The organism is Klebsiella sp. HMSC16A12, from assembly GCF_001808265.1.
In the GTDB taxonomy this organism is placed as follows: domain Bacteria; phylum Pseudomonadota; class Gammaproteobacteria; order Enterobacterales; family Enterobacteriaceae; genus Klebsiella; species Klebsiella pneumoniae.
Genome location: NZ_KV792625.1, coordinates 144,801 through 159,244 on the forward strand (window position 1 = coordinate 144,801; position 14,444 = coordinate 159,244).

At 56.7% G+C, this 14,444-nt stretch carries 15 protein-coding genes and 1 other RNA gene; 4 read left to right on the forward strand and 12 right to left on the reverse strand.

Annotated elements, in window-relative coordinates:
- Positions 1–8 precede the first annotated feature (8 nt).
- The 3 genes from ubiH to HMPREF3140_RS17685 are packed head-to-tail and all read right to left on the reverse strand — an operon-like array spanning position 9 to position 3,102.
- Complete coding sequence (gene ubiH / locus HMPREF3140_RS17675; RefSeq protein WP_002916482.1) at positions 9–1,187, reverse strand: 2-octaprenyl-6-methoxyphenyl hydroxylase; 1,179 nt, start codon at positions 1,185–1,187, stop codon at positions 9–11.
- A complete protein-coding gene (gene pepP / locus HMPREF3140_RS17680; protein WP_004193720.1) occupies positions 1,184–2,500 on the reverse strand; it encodes a Xaa-Pro aminopeptidase in 1,317 nt (438 codons plus the stop codon). The genes ubiH and pepP overlap by 4 nt, the downstream gene beginning before the upstream one ends.
- A gap of 23 nt (positions 2,501–2,523) precedes the next feature.
- Positions 2,524–3,102, reverse strand: a complete 579-nt coding sequence (locus HMPREF3140_RS17685; RefSeq protein WP_002916486.1) for a YecA/YgfB family protein — start codon at positions 3,100–3,102, stop codon at positions 2,524–2,526.
- A gap of 166 nt (positions 3,103–3,268) precedes the next feature.
- On the opposite strand from HMPREF3140_RS17685, the gene zapA reads away from it, so the two are divergent.
- The 3 genes from zapA (at position 3,269) to HMPREF3140_RS17700 (ending at position 4,518) form a co-directional block, all read left to right on the forward strand.
- Positions 3,269–3,598, forward strand: a complete 330-nt coding sequence (zapA, locus tag HMPREF3140_RS17690; protein WP_070553052.1) for a cell division protein ZapA — start codon at positions 3,269–3,271, stop codon at positions 3,596–3,598.
- A gap of 41 nt (positions 3,599–3,639) precedes the next feature.
- A non-coding RNA gene (gene ssrS / locus HMPREF3140_RS17695) (6S RNA) lies at positions 3,640–3,823 on the forward strand.
- Between the two features lie 98 nt (positions 3,824–3,921).
- On the forward strand, positions 3,922–4,518 hold the full coding sequence (locus HMPREF3140_RS17700) for a 5-formyltetrahydrofolate cyclo-ligase (RefSeq protein WP_014906942.1): 597 nt from the start codon (positions 3,922–3,924) through the stop codon (positions 4,516–4,518).
- Positions 4,519–4,601: 83 nt separating this feature from the next.
- Here the strand turns inward: HMPREF3140_RS17700 and serA are convergent, their stop codons facing one another.
- Both serA and rpiA read right to left on the reverse strand, forming a co-directional pair.
- Positions 4,602–5,834, reverse strand: coding sequence for a phosphoglycerate dehydrogenase (gene serA, locus HMPREF3140_RS17705; RefSeq protein WP_002916493.1), 1,233 nt, complete (start codon positions 5,832–5,834; stop codon positions 4,602–4,604).
- 269 nt (positions 5,835–6,103) lie between these two features.
- A complete protein-coding gene (gene rpiA, locus HMPREF3140_RS17715; RefSeq protein WP_002916495.1) occupies positions 6,104–6,763 on the reverse strand; it encodes a ribose-5-phosphate isomerase RpiA in 660 nt (219 codons plus the stop codon).
- Between the two features lie 167 nt (positions 6,764–6,930).
- Here rpiA and argP point away from each other — a divergent pair, with 167 nt between their 5' ends.
- A complete protein-coding gene (argP, locus tag HMPREF3140_RS17720) occupies positions 6,931–7,824 on the forward strand; it encodes a DNA-binding transcriptional regulator ArgP (protein WP_032412413.1) in 894 nt (297 codons plus the stop codon).
- Positions 7,825–7,877: 53 nt separating this feature from the next.
- Here argP and HMPREF3140_RS17725 read toward each other — a convergent pair whose 3' ends face one another.
- From HMPREF3140_RS17725 to HMPREF3140_RS29650, 7 genes are all read right to left on the reverse strand, one after another.
- The gene (locus HMPREF3140_RS17725; protein ID WP_002916499.1) at positions 7,878–8,645 is read right to left on the reverse strand and encodes an oxidative stress defense protein; all 768 of its coding nucleotides are present in this window, start codon (positions 8,643–8,645) and stop codon (positions 7,878–7,880) included.
- A gap of 89 nt (positions 8,646–8,734) precedes the next feature.
- Complete coding sequence (gene argO, locus HMPREF3140_RS17730; RefSeq protein WP_004144747.1) at positions 8,735–9,370, reverse strand: arginine exporter ArgO; 636 nt, start codon at positions 9,368–9,370, stop codon at positions 8,735–8,737.
- Between the two features lie 151 nt (positions 9,371–9,521).
- Positions 9,522–10,379 (reverse strand): small-conductance mechanosensitive channel MscS, encoded by an 858-nt coding sequence (locus tag HMPREF3140_RS17740; protein WP_002916504.1) that lies wholly within the window; start codon positions 10,377–10,379, stop codon positions 9,522–9,524.
- A 190-nt stretch (positions 10,380–10,569) separates the two neighbouring features.
- Positions 10,570–11,649 carry a class II fructose-bisphosphate aldolase gene (gene fbaA / locus HMPREF3140_RS17745; RefSeq protein WP_004144748.1) on the reverse strand — a complete coding sequence of 360 codons (1,080 nt, stop codon included), beginning with the start codon at positions 11,647–11,649 and terminating at the stop codon, positions 10,570–10,572.
- Between the two features lie 97 nt (positions 11,650–11,746).
- Entirely contained in the window at positions 11,747–12,910 is a 1,164-nt protein-coding gene (gene pgk / locus HMPREF3140_RS17750) for a phosphoglycerate kinase (protein ID WP_002916508.1), read from the reverse strand.
- 39 nt (positions 12,911–12,949) lie between these two features.
- The gene (epd, locus tag HMPREF3140_RS17755) at positions 12,950–13,978 is read right to left on the reverse strand and encodes an erythrose-4-phosphate dehydrogenase (RefSeq protein WP_002916512.1); all 1,029 of its coding nucleotides are present in this window, start codon (positions 13,976–13,978) and stop codon (positions 12,950–12,952) included.
- Positions 13,979–14,362: 384 nt separating this feature from the next.
- A partial coding sequence (locus tag HMPREF3140_RS29650) for a hypothetical protein (RefSeq protein WP_370511769.1) occupies positions 14,363–14,444 on the reverse strand: 82 nt, incomplete at its 5' end.

Here is a 14,444-nt window from a genome sequence, read left to right on the forward strand (position 1 = left end):
TCTACTCCTTAACGGGGAACCCAACCGAGGGTACGCTGCGCCAGCGCATCGCGCGCCGGGGTAAATAATTCCATCGCCATCAGACCGACGTTGCGCCCCGCCACCAGCGGCGCCCAACGGTTGGCAAACAGATGCACCAGCCCATCGGTCACGCCGATGGTGGCGGCTTTATCCCCTGCCCTGCGCGCCTGATAGCGGCACAGCAGTGGATAATGACCGACATCTTCGCCGCTGAGATGGGCGTCAGCGAGTAATTCCGCCAGGCTCATCACATCGCGCAGGCCGAGATTAAAGCCCTGCCCGGCGATCGGGTGCAGCGTCTGCGCCGCGTTGCCGACCAGCGCCAGGCGGTGCGACACCGCGCGGCTGGCGGTGGTGAGGGCCAGCGGATAGACGCTGCGCTTCCCGGCGTGGGTAATACGCCCCAGCCGCCAGCCGAATGCCTGCTGCAGCTCCTGACAAAAGCGTTCGTCAGACCAGCTCTGCACCTCATCGCGGCGCGACTGCGGATGACACCACACCAGCGAGCAGCGCCCTTGCGACATCGGCAGCATCGCCAGCGGGCCATGCTCGGTAAAGCGCTCGAAGGCGCGACCTTCGTGGGGCAACGCGGTGCTGACGTTAGCAATGATCGCTATCTGCTCATACGGCTGCTGCTGCCAGCTGATGCCGCAGCGGGCGCCCAGTGCCGAACGGGAACCGTCCGCCGCCACCAGCAGCTTACCGTTAATGATTTCGCCGCCCTCAAGCGTAAGGCTGACGCTCTCCTGGCTGCGACTGACCGCTTCCACTTTCGCCGGACAGTGCAGCGTGACGCCCGGCGCCTCGCGCAGCAGACCAAACAGCCGCTGGCCGACATCGTGGAGTTCAACCACCTGGCCCAGCGCCGACAGGCCATAATCCGCGGCCGCCAGATTCACAAACCCGGCATGACCGCGGTCGCTGACGTGTACTCGCTGGATGGGCGTCGCGCGTTCGGCGAGGCGTTGCCAGATACCGATACGCGCCAGCTGCTGGCAGGTGCCCGCAGCCAGGGCGATCGCCCGGTCGTCAAAGCCAGGGTGGCGTGACGAATGCGGATCCTGCGCTTCAATGAGGTGGACCGGCAGCGCGCCGCCGGTCAAACGGGAGATGGCCAGCGCGAGCGTCGCCCCGGTCATCCCGCCGCCGACGATCAGCACGCTCATGACTGGCGCGCCGCCGCCATCAGCGCCTCGATCTCATCCGCCTTCTTCACCACGCCGGCAGTGAGATTTTCGTTACCGTCTTCGGTAATCACGATGTCATCTTCAATACGGATGCCGATGCCGCGATACTGCGCCGGCACGTCGGCATCGGTGGCGATATACAGTCCCGGCTCGACGGTCAGCACCATTCCCGGCTCCAGGACGCGCGAACGGTCGGTGTCGTAATTACCGACATCGTGCACATCCAGACCCAGCCAGTGGCTCAGGCCATGCATAAAGTACGGGCGGTGGGCGTTGTTGGCGATAAGCTCGTCAATCTCGCCTTTCAGGATCCCCAGCCGCACCAGGCCGGTAATCATAATGCGCACCACTTCCTGGTTGACCTGACAGATCGAGGTGCCCGGCCGATAGAGTTTCAGCGCGGTCTCCAGCGATTCGAGCACAATGTCGTAGATCTCGCGCTGCGGCTGGGTAAATTTACCGTTTACCGGGAAGGTGCGGGTAATGTCCCCGGCATAGCCGCGATACTCGCAGCCGGCGTCAATCAGGACTAAATCGCCGTCGCGCAGTTCAGATTCGTTTTCGGTGTAGTGCAGAATACAGCCGTTTTCGCCGCCGCCAACGATGGTGTTATAGGAGGGGAAACGTGCCCCGTGGCGGTTGAATTCATGGAGAATTTCACCTTCCAGCTGATATTCGAACATGCCAGGGCGGCATTTTTCCATCGCCCGGGTATGGGCCAGCGCGGTGATCTCCCCGGCGCGGCGCATCACGGCAAGCTCTTCCGCGGATTTAAACAGGCGCATCTCATGCACAATGGGCCGCCAGTCGATAACCGAGTTCGGCGCCTGCAGATTCTGGCGCGCGCCTTTGCGCAGTTTTTCGAGGGCGTTGAACACAATCTCATCGGCATAGGCATATTCACCCTGGGCGAAGTAGATCGCGTCCAGACCGTTGAGCAGCTGATACAGCTGCTGGTTGATTTCGCTGAACGCCAGCGCCCGGTCGACGCCAAGCTTCGCCGGCGCGGCCTCCTGGCCCAGACGGCGTCCAAACCAGATCTCAGCGGTCAGATCGCGAACCCGGTTGAACAGCACGCTATGGTTGTGGGTTTCATCGCTTTTAATCAACACCAGCAGCGCTTCCGGTTCGTTAAAGCCGGTGAAGTACCAGAAATCGCTGTTCTGCCGGTAGGGATATTCCGAATCTGCACTGCGCACCGCTTCCGGTGCGGCGAAAATCAGCGCCGCGCTGCCTGGCTGCATCTGCGCCAACAGCGTCTGGCGACGCGATAGAAATTCCTGCTGAGTCATGACGCCCCCTGAACGAATTTTAGTTAGTGTAATGTCGGTTTGCGGACTTCCGGTGCGGTTGGCTGCTGACGGGCAAAGGTGTCGTGGCACAGCAGTGCGGCAACGCGGACATACTCGATAATCTCCTCCAGAGACATCTCCAGCTCTTCCTGATCTTCGTCTTCATCGTAGCCCAGCTGGGCAATATTACGCAGATCGTCAATCGCTTCCCCGGTTTCATCCTTCACTTTATCCAGCTTCGGCTGGCTAACGCCAAGACCAAGCAGGAAGTGGTTGACCCAACCGGCGAGGGCGTCGGCACGGTCAAAGACGCTCACCGCATCGCCTTCCGGCAGATACAGTTGAAAGAGGAAACCGTCGTCATCCAGTGAATCGCTGATGGCGGAATGCATGTTACGCAGCGCCTGAGCCAGTTCATGGCCAAAGGCGAGACCTTCGTTGGTCAGGTCGTGCACCAGCGGCTGCCAGCTGCTGTCCGTATTGCCGCCGCACAGCAATCCGCTGATCAAACCGTGCATTTCGGCCGGGGTGAGACCTACCCCTTGTTGGTTCAGTAACTGGTCTACATCGTTGTAACCAGGCATTTCGTTCTGTATAGACATGCGCATTCGTCATCGTTGGGAGGAATATTCATGGTATGCTACCACTTTGGACCCTGGTGAACCAGAATAGGGCTTGTATCTTCGCACCAGGGTAGCTATAGTGTCGCCCCTTCGCAGACCCGGGCCAGGGTGTGAAGGCAGCGCAGTCAATCAGCAGGAAGGTGGCATGTCTGCACAACCCGTAGATCTCCAAATTTTCGGCCGTTCACTGCGAGTGAATTGCCCGCCTGAACAAAGGGATGCCCTGAATCAGGCAGCTGAAGACCTTAATCAGCGGTTGCAAGATTTAAAAGAACGCACTAGAGTCGCAAATACTGAGCAGCTGGTCTTCATCGCGGCGTTGAACATCAGCTATGAGTTGACTCAGGAAAAAGCGAAGACCCGCGACTACGCTTCCACCATGGAGCAGCGCATTCGCATGCTTCAGCAGACCATCGAACAAGCATTGCTTGAGCAAGGTCGCATAAGCGAAAAGCCAGGGTCGAAGTTTGAATAACACTTTGCAGTTAACTGTGTTAGAGTAATCGCAAGAACAAAATTTCTCTGAGATGTTTGCAAGCGGGCCAGTCCCCTGAGCCGATATTTCATACCACAAGAATGTGGCGCTCCACGGTTGGTGAGCATGCTCGGTTCGTCCGAGAAGCCTTAAAACCGTGACGACACATTCACCTTGAACCAAGGGTTCAAGGGTTACAGCCTGCGGCGGCATCTCGGAGATTCCCTTCTTTACTTCGCATCATCCCCCATACGTGTTTTCGGCTGAAGCCGCCCTGTATTACACTTGCTCCTATTGTTTCGCCAGCTCGTAACGAGACCTGCATGACTATACAGACCGATACCCTGCTCTCCCGTCAGCATATTCGCCAGCAGATCCGCGATCGTCGACGCGCACTCAGCCCGGAGCAACAGCGCCTGTTTGCCCAACAGGCCGCCGAGCGGATGATGGCCTGGCCGCCGGTAGTTCTCGCCCACAACGTGGCGCTGTTTCTCTCCTTTGACGGCGAGCTGGACACCCAGCCGCTGATCGACCAGCTCTGGCGCGCCGGCAAGCGGGTATATCTCCCGGTGCTGCATCCCTTTAGCCCCGGCAATCTGCTGTTTTTACACTACCATCCGCAGAGCCAACTGATCGTGAATCGCCTGAAGATCCGCGAACCGAAGCTCGATGTGCGGGATGTGCTGCCGCTGGCTGAACTCGATGTGCTGGTGACCCCGCTGGTGGCCTTCGATGTCAGTGGCCAACGGCTGGGAATGGGCGGCGGTTTTTACGACCGGACGCTGCAAAACTGGCAGCAGTATCGCCTGCAGCCGGTGGGCTACGCGCACGACTGCCAGCAGGTGGATAGCCTGCCGAGCGAAGAGTGGGATATCCCGCTGCCGGCGGTCATCACCCCGGGAAAAACCTGGTGTTGGTAGGTACGCGGGGACGAGAAATTCAGCCTGGAAAGTATTAACAAAAAAACGGGCAGGTACGCGACCTGCCCGAGAGGCAAAAATGATTAGAACAGCAGACGGGCGCGGATAGTCCCCGGGATCGCTTTCATTGCCTGCAGCGCCTGCTGGGCAACATCTTCCTCCGCTTCAATATCAATCACCACGTAGCCCATCTGCGGCGACGTTTGCAGATACTGGGCAGCAATGTTGATGCTCTGCGCGGCGAAGATTTGGTTGATTGCGGTCAGGACGCCCGGCCGGTTCTCATGGATATGCAGCAGACGGCGGCCGCCGTGCAGCGGTAGAGAAACTTCCGGGAAGTTAACTGCCGACAGGGTTGACCCGTTGTCAGAGTATTTCGCCAGCTTGCCAGCTACTTCCAGACCGATGTTCTCCTGCGCTTCCTGAGTGGAGCCACCGATATGCGGTGTGAGGATCACGTTATCAAACTCGCACAGCGGCGAAGTGAAGGGGTCGCTGTTGGTCGCAGGTTCAGTCGGGAAGACGTCGATAGCCGCCCCGGCCAGATGCTTACTGGCCAGCGCATCGCATAGCGCCGGAATGTCCACCACGGTACCGCGGGAGGCGTTGATCAGCAGCGCGCCCGGCTTCATCAGCGCCAGTTCTTCCGCGCCCATCATATTTTTGGTAGAGGCGTTTTCCGGCACGTGCAGGCTGACCACATCGCTCATGTTCAGCAGGTCGGAGAGATGCTGTACCTGAGTGGCGTTGCCGAGCGGCAGTTTGTTTTCAATATCATAGAAGAAGACGTGCATTCCCAGCGATTCCGCCAGAATGCCAAGCTGGGTACCGATGTGGCCGTAACCGATGATGCCCAGCTTTTTACCACGCGCTTCGAAGCTGCCGACCGCCTGCTTGTTCCACACCCCGCGGTGCGCTTTGGCGTTGGCTTCCGGCACGCCGCGCAGCATCAGCAGCAGTTCGCCGATCACCAACTCGGCCACCGAGCGGGTGTTAGAGAACGGCGCGTTAAACACCGGAATACCGCGCTTCGCAGCGGCGTTCAGATCGACCTGGTTGGTCCCGATGCAGAAGCAACCGACGGCAACCAGTTTTTCCGCTGCGGCGAAAATCTCTTCAGTCAGATGGGTACGGGAACGCAGGCCGATGAAATGGGCATCACGGATCGACGCTTTCAGCTGTTCTGAATCCAGCGCGCCTTTATGAAATTCAATGTTGGTGTAACCCGCTGCGCGAAGGCTATCGATTGCCTTTTGATGCACACCTTCAACCAGCAGAAATTTAATCTTGTCTTTTTCCAGTGATACCTTAGCCATTTCCCCGTCCTGTTTTGTCTTAACTGATGTCGTGCTGAACGAAAGTTCGTCTCAGCAACATATCAAAAAAAACTATCGCGGCAATATGAACGTTTGCGTCGCCGTCCTGAAGAAATGTCATCCAGAGGGAAATCGCAGGACAAAACACCAGAAAGAGAAGAAATGGTAGCGTGTAAATCAGAATGGTTGCATAAATGTGACAGAAGTCACCAAATTGCACCTGATGAAAAAATATTTGCGAGGGAGCCGGTCGGCTCCCTGCGGACAGACTATTTTACGATGGTCTTCACGCCGTCGGCAGTGCCAATCAGCGCCACGTCGGCGCCACGGTTGGCGAACAGCCCCACGGTGACGACGCCAGGAATACCGTTGATCGCGTTTTCCAGCGCGATCGCATCGAGAATTTCCAGGCCGTGCACGTCAAGGATCACGTTGCCGTTATCGGTCACAACGCCCTGACGGTACTCTGGACGGCCGCCCAGCTTGACCAGCTGACGCGCCACGGCGCTGCGCGCCATCGGAATGACTTCCACCGGCAGCGGGAACTTGCCCAGAATATCGACCTGCTTGGAGGCGTCGGCGATGCAGATAAATTTATCCGCGACCGAGGCGATGATCTTTTCACGGGTCAGCGCCGCGCCGCCGCCTTTGATCATCTGCATATGGCCGTTGATCTCATCCGCGCCGTCAACATAGATCCCCAGGCGATCGACGCTGTTAAGATCGAAGACGGTGATCCCGAGGCTTTTCAGCTTCTCGGTGGAGGCGTCGGAGCTGGAAACCGCCCCTTCGATCTGCCCCTTCATGGTGCCCAGCGCGTCAATAAAATGGGCCGCCGTCGAGCCGGTGCCTACGCCGACAATAGTCCCTGGCTGTACATATTGCAGTGCTGCCCAACCTACCGCTTTTTTCAGTTCATCCTGCGTCATAATTCTGGTCCGAGATGTGAATGCCTGTGGCGCATTATAGAACATCGATAGTGGAAATGTCCCTGCGATGCAGATCACACAACTGAACAGACCAATTTCGTCTGTATCAAATAAAAATTTATGTCATAGTGCGAGATAACGATTAGTTATGGGGGCACGCCAGAATAATGAAACGACCGGACTACAGGACACTACAAGCGCTGGATGCGGTGATTAGGGAACGAGGATTTGAGCGCGCCGCGCAGAAGCTATGTATTACCCAGTCCGCCGTCTCACAGCGTATTAAGCAGCTGGAAAATATGTTCGGCCAGCCGCTGCTGGTGCGTACCGTGCCGCCGCGCCCCACCGAGCAAGGACAGAAACTGCTGGCTCTGTTGCGCCAGGTTGAACTGCTGGAGGAAGAATGGCTGGGCGATGAACAAACCGGCTCTACGCCGTTGCTGCTGTCGCTGGCGGTGAACGCCGACAGTCTGGCGACCTGGCTGCTGCCGGCGCTGGCCAACGTTCTGGCAGACTCCCCTATTCGTCTCAACCTGCAGGTGGAAGATGAAACCCGCACCCAGGAGCGCCTGCGCCGTGGCGAAGTAGTGGGCGCAGTGAGTATCCAGCCGCAGGCGCTGCCAAGCTGCCTGGTGGATCAGCTGGGGGCGCTCGATTACCTGTTTGTCGCATCAAAAGAGTTTGCGCAACGCTATTTCCCGAATGGCGTGACGCGTTCGGCGCTGCTTAAGGCGCCGGTCGTCGCCTTCGACCATCTGGACGATATGCATCAGGCGTTCCTGCAGCAAAACTTCGACCTGCCGCCGGGCAGCGTCCCCTGCCACATCGTCAACTCGTCGGAAGCTTTCGTGCAGCTGGCGCGCCAGGGCACCACCTGCTGTATGATCCCGCATCTGCAGATCGAAAAAGAGCTCAACAGCGGCGAACTTATCGATCTCACCCCGGGCCTGTTCCAGCGCCGCATGCTCTACTGGCACCGCTTCGCCCCGGAAAGCCGCATGATGCGCCGGGTGACCGATGCGCTCATTGACTACGGACACAAGGTGCTGCGTCAGGATTAAACCGCGGGCATAAAAAAGCCACTTCGCTGAAGTGGCTTTTTTGTTTCTATCGCTTACTGGGCCGGTTTCGGCGTTTCCGCCGGTTTCGCCGGGGTGGCTGGAGCAGCGGCTTGCGCCGGCTGCAGCTCAAAGACTACATCGACCTGGTCGTCAAACTGGATAGTCGCCTGCTCGTAGGTTTCCTGGGCAGAAACCGGCGCAGCGTCAGCGGCCTTCATCATGCGAACCATCGGGCTCGGCTGATAGTTGGAGACATGGTAGCGCACGCTGTACACCGGACCCAGCTTGCTGTGGAAGCCTGCGGCCAGCTCCTGCGCCTGATGCACGGCGTCGTCGATCGCCGCTTTACGCGCTTTATCTTTGTAGGCGTCCGGTTGCGCAACGCCCAGCGAGACGGAGCGAATTTCGTTGAGACCCGCTTTCAGGGCGCCATCCAGCAGACCGTTGAGTTTATCCAGCTGGCGCAAGGTCACTTCCACTGTGCGCACCGCACGATAGCCTTTCAGAATGCTTTTCCCGTTCTGATAGTCGTAATCTGGTTGGGTACGCAGATTCGCCGAGTTGATGTCCTTTTTAGCAATACCGCTCTTTTCGAGGAAAGAGAGATATTGCGCAACGCGATCGTCAGCCTGTTTTTTTGCCGACGCGGCGTCTTTTGCCGACACGTTCACTTCGATCGCCAGGGTGGCGATGTCCGGAACCGCGGCAACGCTTGCTGTGCCTGAAGTCACAATGTGCGGGCCATCCGGCAATTCGCTGGCCTGTGCCGCCATCGTGGTCAATCCGAGTGTTGCCGCCAGGGCTAAGACTTTTAACTTCACTGTCGTTTCTCCATGTTACTTAAATCGCCCTTACGGGACGCATGCCAGCAAGCTTAGCGCGTACAGCAGGAAAGTCCATCGGACAACGCTTAGTTAAGCAACGCCTGGATATGGCTGACGCCTTCTCTTGCCAGCTGAAACGCAATAAACCACATGACGGCGCCGACCACAATATTGATGATCCGCTGGGCTCTGGCGGTACGCAGTCGCGGCGCCAGCCAGGCGGCTAACAGCGCCAGGCCAAAGAACCACAGGAAAGAGGCGCTAATGGTCCCTAGCGCAAACCAGCGCTTCGGCTCCACCGCCAGCTGACCTCCCAGGCTGCCTAACACCACAAAGGTGTCCAGATAAACGTGCGGGTTAAGCCAGGTCACCGCCAGCATGGTGATAATGATTTTCCAGCGCCCCTGCTGCATTACCTCTGCATTGGCGAGTTCAAGACTCTGACTGAACGCCGTTTTCAATGCGCCGAAGCCATACCACAGCAAAAAGGCCACGCCGCCCCAGGTCACTAGCGCCAGCAGCCACGGGGATTGCATCAGCAGTGCGCTACCGCCGAAAATGCCAGCGCAGATTAACAGCAAGTCGCTGACCGCGCATAGCAGGGCAATCATCAGATGATACTGACGACGGATCCCCTGATTCATCACAAAGGCATTTTGTGGGCCAAGCGGCAATATCATAGCCGCTCCCAGGGCAAGCCCCTGAAAGTAATAAGTAAACATAAGGATTTATCCGCTGAGTTCGAGAGTGGCGCTGACTATAGCGCGAATGAATTATTAGCGGAAATTGAAAGAATTAATCATTAATTAGAACAACTAATGATGAGCTATTGAAAAAGGCCGGCATGGCCGGCCTGAGTTATTGAGAGGCGCTTTACTCTGCTTTTTCCGGCAGGCGCACCACATGAACATCCATCTGCGGGTAAGGGAAGCTGATGCCGTTGGCGTCAAATTCACGCTTGATACGCTCGAGGATATCCCAGTAGACGTTTTGCAGATCGCTGCTTTTGCTCCACACGCGCACCACGAAGTTCACCGACGAGGCGCCGAGTTCGTTCAGACGAACGGTCATTTCCCGATCGCGCAGAATTCGATCGTCAGATTCGATAATCGAGGTCAGCAGCTGCTTTACCTTGTCGATATCAGCATCGTAAGCGACGCCGATAATAAACTCATTGCGACGCGCCGGTTCGCGGGAGAAGTTAATGATATTGCCGGCGATGATTTTCCCGTTCGGGACCACCACTACTTTACCGTCCGCGGTACGCAGGGTGGTGGAGAAAATCTGCACGTTCAACACCGTACCTGCCACGCCGCCAAGGTCGACATACTCGCCAGCGCGGAACGGGCGGAACATCACCAGCAGTACGCCTGCGGCAAGGTTCGACAGCGATCCCTGCAGCGCTAAACCCACCGCCAAACCGGCAGCACCCAGCACCGCAATCACCGAGGCGGTCTGCACGCCTACCCGCCCCAGGGCGGCAATCAGCGTAAAAGCGATAACCGCATAGCGCACCAGCGCAGAGAGAAAATCGGCCACGGTAGCGTCAATTTTACGCGCCAGCATCAGGCGGTTGACGGTATTAGAGACGACGCGCGCCACGATCATCCCGACGATCAGGATAGCGATAGCCGCGACGATGTTGACGGCATAGCTCAGCAGCAGCTCCTGGTTGCGTGCCAGCCACGTCCCGGCGTGGTTGATGCTATCGACAACGTTCAAATCTTCCATTTAACATTCCTTATGAATCCCCTGGGGGGAAGTAAATAACTCAGCCTGCGACAGGGCAGTCAGGTTATAGGGTAAACAATAAGTGCACGTTTTGCCAAATGGATCACAGTTTTCTGCCACGCTATCCTGTTGTTAAGATAATAAAAAAGCCCGCATTGCTGCGGGCTTCCGGGTAAGAAACAGATTTTTCTTACAGAACGTCGATCGCGTTCAGCTCTTTAAATGCCTGCTCCAGACGAGTCACCATGGAAGTCTGGGCAGCACGCAGCCATACGCGCGGGTCGTAGTATTTCTTGTTCGGCTGATCTTCGCCTTTCGGGTTGCCCAGCTGGCCCTGCAGGTAAGCTTCGTTCGCTTTGTAATACTGCAGGATACCGTCCCAGGTTGCCCATTGGGTGTCGGTATCAATGTTCATTTTCACCACGCCGTAGCTGACGGAGTCTTTAATTTCCTGAGCGGAAGAACCGGAACCGCCGTGGAACACGAAGTTCAGGCTGTTGTGCGGCAGGTTGTGTTTCTTGGAAACATATTCCTGAGAGTCGCGCAGGATGGTCGGGGTCAGAACTACGTTACCTGGTTTGTACACGCCGTGTACGTTACCGAAGGAAGCGGCGATGGTGAAGCGTGGGCTGATTTTGCTCAGCTCGGTGTAGGCGTAATCCACGTCTTCCGGCTGGGTGTACAGGGCGGAAGCGTCCATGTGGCTGTTATCCACGCCGTCTTCTTCACCGCCGGTGCAGCCCAGTTCGATTTCCAGGGTCATGCCCATTTTGGCCATGCGAGCCAGGTACTTAGAGCAGATCTCGATGTTTTCGTGCAGGGACTCTTCAGACAGGTCGATCATGTGGGAAGAGAACAGCGGTTTGCCAGTAGCGGCGAAGTGTTTTTCACCGGCGTCCAGCAGGCCGTCGATCCACGGCAGCAGTTTCTTCGCGCAGTGGTCAGTGTGCAGGATAACCGGCACGCCGTAGTGTTCAGCCATCTGGTGCACGTGGTGGGCGCCAGAGATAGCGCCGAGGATAGCAGCACCCTGAGGAACGTCAGTTTTCACGCCTTTACCTGCGATGAACGCTGCGCCGCCGTTAGAGAACTGAACGATAACCGGAGAGCGAACTTTCGCTGCAGCTTCCAGAACGGCGTTGATGGAATCAGTACCTACGCAGTTTACCGCCGGCAGTGCAAAGTTGTTTTCTTTCGCTACCTGGAACACTTTCTGAACGTCGTCGCCAGTGATGACGCCCGGTTTTACGAAATCAAAAATTTTAGACATGTTACTTAGTCCTGTATCTGTATCTTCGACCGTTGAAGAAGGTTCGCGAGCCCTTAAGCGCGCTGAAAAACAGGCGGGTTTCCCCGCCTGAACTGAATTACTGCTTAGCGCGCTCTTCGAGCATCGCTACTGCCGGCAGGACTTTGCCTTCGACGAATTCAAGGAATGCGCCGCCGCCAGTGGAGATGTAGGAAATTTTGTCAGCGATGCCGAACAGGTCGATCGCTGCCAGGGTGTCACCGCCGCCGGCGATGGAGAAACCTTCGCTGTCCGCGATAGCGTTAGCCACGATTTCAGTCCCTTTACGGAAGTTAGGGAATTCGAATACGCCAACCGGGCCGTTCCACAGGATGGTTTTGGCGTTCTTCAGGATTTCAGCCAGTTTCTGTGCGGAAACGTCGCCAAGGTCCAGAATCTGCTCGTCATCTTTGATGTCGTTAACAGATTTCAGGGTTGCCGTTGCGGTTTCGGAGAACTCGGTCGCTACGCGAACGTCGGTCGGAACCGGGATATCGCAGGTGCCCAGCAGGCGCTTGGCTTCATCAACCAGATCTGCTTCGTACAGGGATTTACCGACGTTGTGGCCCTGAGCGGCAACGAAGGTGTTAGCGATACCGCCGCCCACGATCAGCTGGTCAGCGATTTTAGACAGGGAATCCAGAACGGTCAGTTTGGTGGACACTTTAGAACCACCAACGATAGCGACCATCGGACGAGCTGGCTCTTTCAGCGCTTTACCCAGCGCGTCCAGTTCAGCGGCCAGCAGCGGGCCTGCGCACGCCACGTCAGCAAATTTGCCGATGCCGTGGGTGGAAGCCTGCGCGCGGTGCGCAGTACCGAAAGCGTCCATCACGAACACGTCGCACAGCGCAGCGTATTTCTTAGACAGTTCTTCGTCGTCTTTTTTCTCGCCTTTGTTGAAGCGAACGTTTTCCAGCACCACCAGTTCACCGGCAGCCACTTCCACGCCGTCCAGGTAGTCTTTAACCAGGCGTACCGGGTTGGACAGTTTGTCTTTCAGGTAATTAACAACCGGCAGCAGAGAGAATTCTTCGTTGTACTCGCCTTCGGTCGGACGACCCAGGTGAGAAGTAACCATGACTTTCGCGCCCTGCTTCAGCGCCAGTTCAATGGTCGGCAGAGATGCACGGATACGTGCGTCGCTGGTTACTTTCCCGTCTTTAACTGGTACGTTCAGATCCGCACGGATAAAAACGCGTTTACCAGCCAGATCCAGATCGGTCATCTTAATTACAGACATGGTGAATCCTCTCGTTGATTCATAAAGTTTTGTCGACGTTTACGCGTCGAACCTGAAACCAATAGCCGCCATCGCTAACGTCGTGTCGAGCATTCGGTTAGCAAAGCCCCATTCGTTATCGCACCAGACCAGCGTTTTGATCAGATGCGCGCCACTGACCCGGGTTTGCGTACCATCGACGATGGCGCTGTGCGGATCGTGGTTAAAATCTGTCGAGACCAACGGTAATTCCGTATAGTCAACTATACCATGAAATGCACCTTGTGCTGCTTTTTGCAGCAACTGGTTGACTTCACATGCTTTTACCGGTTTTTTCACCGTCACGCTCAGGTCAATTGCCGTCACGTTAATCGTCGGCACCCGCACGGCAATCGCTTCAAAACGGTCGTTAAATTGCGGAAAAATACGGGTGATCCCTGCCGCCAGTTTGGTATCCACCGGAATGATCGACTGGCTGGCCGCGCGGGTACGCCGCAGATCCGGATGATAAGCGTCAATCACCTGCTGGTCATGCATCGCCGAGTGAATGGTGGTGACGGTGCCGGACTCAATGCCATAGGCGTCATCGAGCAGTTTAATGATCGGAATAATGCAGTTGGTGGTGCAGGAGGCGTTGGAGACGATACGATGCCCGGCGCGAAGTTCATCCTGATTTACGCCGTACACCACCGTCGCGTCGAGGTCGTTGCCGCCGGGGTGGGAAAAGAGCACTTTTTTCGCCCCCGCCTGAAGATGGGCTTCACCGTGTTCACGACTCCCGTATACCCCGGTACAGTCAAGCACGACGTCCACCGCCAGTTCGCGCCAGGGCAGCGCCGCAATGGTCGGCTCATGCAGCAGACGGATGGCATCGTCGCCAACAAACAGCTGCTCGCGCTCCTGACGGACATCCCAGGCGAAACGGCCATGGCTGGTGTCATATTTCAATAAATGCGCGATGCCCGCGGCATCCGCCAGCTCATTGATTGCCACCACGGTGATTTCCGCACGACGCCCGGATTCATATAGAGCACGAACCACGTTGCGTCCAATGCGACCGAAGCCATTAATCGCGATGCGAATGGTCATAGATCTCCTGCAAGGCTGTCCCTGTTATGAGGTGGCTGACAGAGTAATCCAGCAACGCTCTGAGGGGAACCTTACCAGCTGCAAACTGCGACTGATTGATTAATTGTCGAACATTTAAACGACTGAAACGCTTCAGCTAGAATAAGCGAAATGAGGAATAAAAGGAATGTTTGTCCAGCGCAATAAACCAGCTATATGACTCACATCACATTTTTGCTGGAATAATTTACAACCGTATTACATGGTTCAGGAATAGCAGATACAAAAAAGCCGGGTGGCGAGATAAAAGCAAAACGGTAACCCAGGGGTTACCGTTTTGGTGTTTGCACCCTCTCCTGTGGGAGAGGGTTGGGGTGAGGGCATCAGCCCGCACCGTACCAGCGATTACAGCAGCGCTTTCGCTTTAGCGACCACGTTATCAACGGTGAAGCCGAACTCCTCGAACAGCTGCTCAGCCGGCGCAGAC